Consider the following 3,055-nt stretch of genomic DNA (forward strand, 5'->3'; position numbering starts at 1 on the left):
ATTCACAAAATCAGATACTCTTTATGCCAAAAATTATTGTAACCCTTGTAATTTTTGGCATAAAGAGTATCTGATTTTGTGAATGGAACGATTCAAAATTCTTCTAAAAAGTTTGATTATCAAATGAATATTTTCTTCTAACCAAAACAGATTGAAACAAATTGAATTTTTCAAAATCAAAAATAGTATTATTCTTACTGCAAAAATAATGCGTTTTTGTTATTTTAATGTTAAATTTATTCTTACATAAAAGTCTATGAGCCTAAAACTACAATTGTAATTCAGAAAGCACTTCTAAAGATTGTAATCATGTTTAGGAAACAGTCTTGTTAAAAACTAAAACTCATCTGAAAAGGGTAATTTTTGATGGGTGTTTTAATTTAAAATTCTAAATGGTTATCCAAAATACCATTAATTTTTAAAACAATAATTTCTGGGGAAATTGTACGCATGACATTTTCATAACCCAATACTTTTTTGTTTCCATAAACCGAAGTTGGTAATTTAGGAAACAAATTTCTGTCAGAGACCAAAGCATTCTCTAAAGGTTGGTTAAACGGTGAGAATCCCGCATAAGGATGTGTGGCGCCCCAAAGTGTAATGACTTTTACGCCCAGCATAGCAGCAATATGTGCATTGCCGGAATCCATAGAAAGCATGACATCCAGATTACTGATGAGTTGTAATTCCTGCTGAAACTTAATTTTTCCTGCAACTACAATCACATTTTCTTTGTTATCAGCCAGTGAATTTAAGAGTTCTATTTCGATTTTTCCTCCGCCAAAAAGTAAAATGGTTTGGGTTGTATCCAATGCTAATTGATCAATTACTTCACCCATTAAATCCTGTGGATATACTTTAGAATCATATTGTGCAAAAGGTGCAATTCCAATCAGTTTGTGATTTTTTTGTCCAATTATCGTTAAAATATCCGGACTCAAAACTGCTTTTTCAGGAAACTCAGGTTGGGAAAGATCAACGGTAAAACCAAGTTTTTCAAAAACTTTTACGTGTCTTTCAAACATCGTAGGCAGTTGCTGGAATACTTTATTTTCGGGTTGGGTCAATGCTTTTTTTGCTGCTCTTCCTTTATTCACCGAAGCTGTTTTTTTTCCACTTAGTGCAAAAAGATTTCGGATAATTTTAGAACGCAAAACATTGTGCAAGTCGGCAAAAGCATCAATTTCTAAAGCTTTCAAATCTTGGAACAAACGCAACAATCCAAGAAATCCTTTATGTCTCTCTTTTTCATCAAAAGCAAAAAAAGAAAGATTAGAAATTCCTTCAAAAAAAGGTTTAAAAAAAGGTCTAGAAATAACCGTGATTTTAATTTGTGGATTCTGCTTTACAAAAGCTCGTAAAACAGGAACCGTCATGGCGACATCTCCCATTGCAGAGAGTCTCATGACGGCTATATTTTGGATTTTTTTTGACAATTAATTAATGTTCAAAATATCTTTTTACTTCTTGTTTTGGTACAAAACAGGATTCAATTCATCATCATTGTACATCTTCATTTGTTTGTACACTTTCATGAATTTATCTCCATTTTCAATATCAGTAAGTAAATCATCAATTGCAGTTGACAAATCTGTTCTTTGCTCTAATAACACATTTAACTTAGCCTGACATTTATCTCTGTGATCTTGTGAAGCCTCGTCACGAGTAGCTTCTTCTTGCATATGATAAATTTTCAATGCTAAGATAGACAAACGGTCAAATGCCCAAGCAGGACTTTCTGAATTGATTTTTGCATGGTCTTTTACCACCACATTACTATGTTTTTGAAGAAAATAACTGTCTATATATTCCACCATATCCGTACGCTCTTGATTAGAAGCATCAATTCTTCTTTTCAATGTTAAGGCAGCAACTGGATTAATATTTGGATCACGAATAATATCCTCAAAATGCCATTGAACGGTGTCAATCCAGTTTTTGTGATACAATAAATGTTCAAATTTATCCTTTGGGAAAGGATTGTTTATAGGTTGATCAACATTATCAAACTGGTGATAATCCTTGATGCTTTGCTCGAAAACGGAGTAGGCTAATTTTGAAAACATATCTTTATATATTAAAACACAAAGATACTTTTTATACTTTTATACCATAAAAAATAAGTACTAAGTTTAATTCGAAAAAAACAACCATGCAAATTCATTATTTATCAGAGGAAAACAGTGTCCTTAATCATTTTTTAGGGCAAATACGAAATGTTACTGTACACAACGACAGTATGCGTTTCCGAAGAAATATTGAACGTATTGGCGAAATAATGGCATACGAATTAAGTAAAAGTTTAGAGTATACAAATATTGAAATTCAAACACCACTTGGAATAAAAAAAACTAGTGAAATAGCTGATCAACTCGTATTGTGTTCAGTACTGAGGGCGGGTTTGCCTTTGCATTTAGGTTTTTTAAATTACTTTGATCAAGCCGAAAACGGTTTTGTATCAGCTTACCGGCACCACTCAAACAATGATGAAACATTTGATATTTTGGTTCAATACCAAGCCATTACTAACCTCAACGGAAAGAACCTAATTCTAGTAGATCCTATGCTTGCTACAGGACAATCGCTGGTAGCTGTTTTCAATAAATTAATGGAAAATAGTACCCCAAAAGAAATTCATATTGCTGTGGTTATTGCAGCGCCAGAGGGGATTGCTAACCTGCAAGAACAATTGCCTGATACTTGCCACTTATGGGTTGCCTCACTCGATGAAAAACTCAATGAAAAAAGCTATATCGTTCCTGGACTAGGAGATGCAGGTGATTTAGCCTATGGGATTAAATTATAATTGTGTGAAAAAAGCAAACATACTGCAGGCAATCATCACATAAACTACAATTTCTTGTTTTAATTTTTCTTGTGGTATCTCAATATGACTGGTTGCCATGATGGCTAAGGGTGCAAAAGTAAAAAGGAGTAAATCATTACTTTTATCATCTGAGATAAGATAAATGATAACTCCTAAAAAGAACGAAGCAATCACTTTTTAGGAGTTATCATTTATCTTATCTCAGATGATAAAAGTAATGATTTACTC

Annotated in this window: 4 protein-coding genes; 1 reads left to right on the forward strand and 3 read right to left on the reverse strand. The window is 32.7% G+C overall.

The window, feature by feature from the left end:
• Positions 1 to 380: 380 nt before the first annotated feature.
• Together AC061E_RS16410 and AC061E_RS16415 are read right to left on the reverse strand one after the other, a co-directional pair.
• The gene (locus AC061E_RS16410) at positions 381 to 1,406 is read right to left on the reverse strand and encodes a glycosyltransferase family 9 protein (protein WP_478284483.1); all 1,026 of its coding nucleotides are present in this window, start codon (positions 1,404 to 1,406) and stop codon (positions 381 to 383) included.
• Between the two features lie 54 nt (positions 1,407 to 1,460).
• Positions 1,461 to 2,066, reverse strand: a complete 606-nt coding sequence (locus AC061E_RS16415; protein ID WP_478284482.1) for a DUF4254 domain-containing protein — start codon at positions 2,064 to 2,066, stop codon at positions 1,461 to 1,463.
• Between the two features lie 86 nt (positions 2,067 to 2,152).
• Between AC061E_RS16415 and upp the strand changes: the two genes are divergently transcribed.
• Entirely contained in the window at positions 2,153 to 2,806 is a 654-nt protein-coding gene (gene upp / locus AC061E_RS16420) for a uracil phosphoribosyltransferase (RefSeq protein ID WP_478284481.1), read from the forward strand.
• On the opposite strand, the gene AC061E_RS16425 is transcribed toward upp, so the two are convergent.
• Entirely contained in the window at positions 2,801 to 3,001 is a 201-nt protein-coding gene (locus AC061E_RS16425) for a hypothetical protein (RefSeq protein ID WP_478287224.1), read from the reverse strand. The two genes, upp and AC061E_RS16425, sit on opposite strands and share 6 nt — an antisense overlap.
• Positions 3,002 to 3,055 lie beyond the last annotated feature (54 nt).

It is taken from the genome of Flavobacterium sp. GNP011, from assembly GCF_056428925.1.

Coding starts and splice junctions, on each gene's coding strand:
- AC061E_RS16415 (WP_478284482.1), bottom strand. CDS start 2,066: ATGTTTTCAAAATTAGCCTACTCCGTTTTCGAGCAAAGCATCAAGGAT.
- upp (WP_478284481.1), top strand. CDS start 2,153: ATGCAAATTCATTATTTATCAGAGGAAAACAGTGTCCTTAATCATTTT.
- AC061E_RS16410 (WP_478284483.1), bottom strand. CDS start 1,406: ATGAGACTCTCTGCAATGGGAGATGTCGCCATGACGGTTCCTGTTTTA.